Origin of the sequence: Nostoc sp. (assembly GCF_036917515.1) — a bacterium.
Taxonomy (GTDB): domain Bacteria; phylum Cyanobacteriota; class Cyanobacteriia; order Cyanobacteriales; family Nostocaceae; genus Nostoc.
Genome location: NZ_JBALDE010000206.1, coordinates 2501 through 5380, shown reverse-complemented (window position 1 = coordinate 5380; position 2880 = coordinate 2501). Strand labels below are relative to the sequence as shown.

At 49.6% G+C, this 2880-nt stretch carries 2 tRNA genes and 2 rRNA genes (1 of these 4 running past the window's edge); all 4 read left to right on the top strand.

What is annotated here, in order from left to right:
- Window positions 1-235 precede the first annotated feature (235 nt).
- Window positions 236-1724: ribosomal RNA gene (locus tag V7K89_RS27190) — 16S ribosomal RNA — on the top strand.
- Window positions 1725-1852: 128 nt separating this feature from the next.
- Window positions 1853-1926 (top strand) — tRNA-Ile (locus V7K89_RS27185).
- 70 nt (window positions 1927-1996) lie between these two features.
- Window positions 1997-2069: transfer RNA gene (locus V7K89_RS27180), tRNA-Ala, on the top strand.
- Window positions 2070-2249: 180 nt separating this feature from the next.
- Window positions 2250-2880: ribosomal RNA gene (locus V7K89_RS27175) — 23S ribosomal RNA — on the top strand; it runs 2267 nt beyond the window's last position.
- The 16S and 23S rRNA genes sit together here with 2 tRNA genes alongside, the layout of an rRNA operon.

Below are 2880 nucleotides of genomic sequence, written 5' to 3'. Positions count from 1 at the left end.
GACTCAAAAGATATCCCAAATAATTTGGGAAAAATAGTTGACACATGAAGATAGGTTCGCTATATTGAATAAGTGCTTGAAACGGAGCGCGAAACAGCGACGGTTTCAAAAAACACCGAACCTAGAAAATATTATAGTTTGAAAGCGATTATACAGCAAGTGGATTGCGTCAAGCAAATAAAAATAACTAAGCTGAAGTTGAAAAAGAGCAGCTATTAATGAGCACAAACCCTTCAAAACGGAGAGTTTGATCCTGGCTCAGGATGAACGCTGGCGGTATGCTTAACACATGCAAGTCGAACGGTGTCTTCGGACACAGTGGCGGACGGGTGAGTAACGCGTGAGAATCTGGCTTTAGGTCTGGGACAACCACTGGAAACGGTGGCTAATACCGGATGTGCCGAAAGGTGAAAGGTTAACTGCCTGAAGATGAGCTCGCGTCTGATTAGCTAGTTGGAAGTGTAATGGACTCCCAAGGCGACGATCAGTAGCTGGTCTGAGAGGACGATCAGCCACACTGGGACTGAGACACGGCCCAGACTCCTACGGGAGGCAGCAGTGGGGAATTTTCCGCAATGGGCGAAAGCCTGACGGAGCAATACCGCGTGAGGGAGGAAGGCTCTTGGGTCGTAAACCTCTTTTCTCAGGGAAGAAAACAATGACGGTACCTGAGGAATAAGCATCGGCTAACTCCGTGCCAGCAGCCGCGGTAATACGGAGGATGCAAGCGTTATCCGGAATGATTGGGCGTAAAGCGTCCGCAGGTGGCAATGTAAGTCTGCTGTTAAAGAGTCTAGCTCAACTAGATAGAAGCAGTGGAAACTACATAGCTAGAGTACGTTCGGGGCAGAGGGAATTCCTGGTGTAGCGGTGAAATGCGTAGAGATCAGGAAGAACACCAGTGGCGAAGGCGCTCTGCTAGGCCGTAACTGACACTGAGGGACGAAAGCTAGGGGAGCGAATGGGATTAGATACCCCAGTAGTCCTAGCCGTAAACGATGGATACTAGGCGTGGCTTGTATCGACCCGAGCCGTGCCGTAGCTAACGCGTTAAGTATCCCGCCTGGGGAGTACGCCGGCAACGGTGAAACTCAAAGGAATTGACGGGGGCCCGCACAAGCGGTGGAGTATGTGGTTTAATTCGATGCAACGCGAAGAACCTTACCAAGGCTTGACATGTCGCGAATCTTGATGAAAATTGAGAGTGCCTTCGGGAGCGCGAACACAGGTGGTGCATGGCTGTCGTCAGCTCGTGTCGTGAGATGTTGGGTTAAGTCCCGCAACGAGCGCAACCCTCGTTTTTAGTTGCCAGCATTCAGTTGGGCACTCTAGAGAGACTGCCGGTGACAAACCGGAGGAAGGTGGGGATGACGTCAAGTCAGCATGCCCCTTACGCCTTGGGCTACACACGTACTACAATGCTCCGGACAGAGGGCAGCAAGCCAGCGATGGCAAGCAAATCCCATAAACCGGAGCTCAGTTCAGATCGCAGGCTGCAACTCGCCTGCGTGAAGGAGGAATCGCTAGTAATTGCAGGTCAGCATACTGCAGTGAATTCGTTCCCGGGCCTTGTACACACCGCCCGTCACACCATGGAAGCTGGTAGTGCCCGAAGTCATTACTCAAACCCTTAGGGGAGGAGGATGCCTAAGGCAGGACTGGTGACTGGGGTGAAGTCGTAACAAGGTAGCCGTACCGGAAGGTGTGGCTGGATCACCTCCTTTAAAGGAGACCTACACCCCTTACATATCGAAAAGCAAACAGATAAATAGATAGTAAGTTGGTCTAACCTAGGTCGGTCGCAGAAATTTGCAAATGTAGAAAGCTTTCAAACTATGATTTGGTTCGATATGGGCTATTAGCTCAGGTGGTTAGAGCGCACCCCTGATAAGGGTGAGGTCCCTGGTTCGAGTCCAGGATGGCCCACCTGAAAACAGTGAACAGTCAACAGTAAACAGTGGTCAGTAGAAAAAACTGATAACTGATAACTGAGTTGGGGGGTTTAGCTCAGTTGGTAGAGCGCCTGCTTTGCAAGCAGGATGTCAGCGGTTCAAGTCCGCTAACCTCCACCTGATGGCGAAAAGCTATTGAGAAATCAGCAACATGACTTAGTTGAATAGAGTCAGACTGCTGAGTAGAATCTCAGCCAGAACCTTGAAAACTGCATAGTAACGCAAATGAGCAGGCAGACACAGACATTCTGTATGAATGTTGTAGTGAATGCAAAAAAAGACCAAAAAGAAGAGATTGGTCAAGCGAATAAGGGCTAACGGTGGATACCTAGGCACACAGAGGCGACGAAGGACGTGGTTACCGACGATATGCTCCGGGGAGTTGGAAGCAAACATTGAGCCGGAGATTTCCGAATGGGGCAACCCTTAATACTACCTGCTGAATATATAGGCAGGAGAGAGCCAACCTGGCGAATTGAAACATCTTACTAGCCAGAGGAAGAGAAATCAATAAAGAGATTCCCTCAGTAGTGGTGAGCGAAAGGGGAAAAGCCTAAACCAAAGGGTTTACCTTTTGGGGTAGTGGGACAGCGTCATCGAATCTGGCGGTTAAACGAAGCAGCTAAATACTGCACCAAAGAAGGTGAAAGTCCTGTAGTTGAAAACTATCTAGATAGTAGCTGAATCCCGAGTAGCATGGGGCACGAGGAATCCCATGTGAATCAGCGAGGACCACCTCGTAAGGCTAAATACTACTGTGTGACCGATAGTGAACCAGTACCGCGAGGGAAAGGTGAAAAGAACCCCGGAAGGGGAGTGAAATAGAACATGAAACCGTTAGCTTACAAGCAGTGGGAGGACTATTCAAAGTCTAACCGCGTGCCTGTTGAAGAATGAGCCGGCGACTTATAGGCACTGGTAGGTTAAA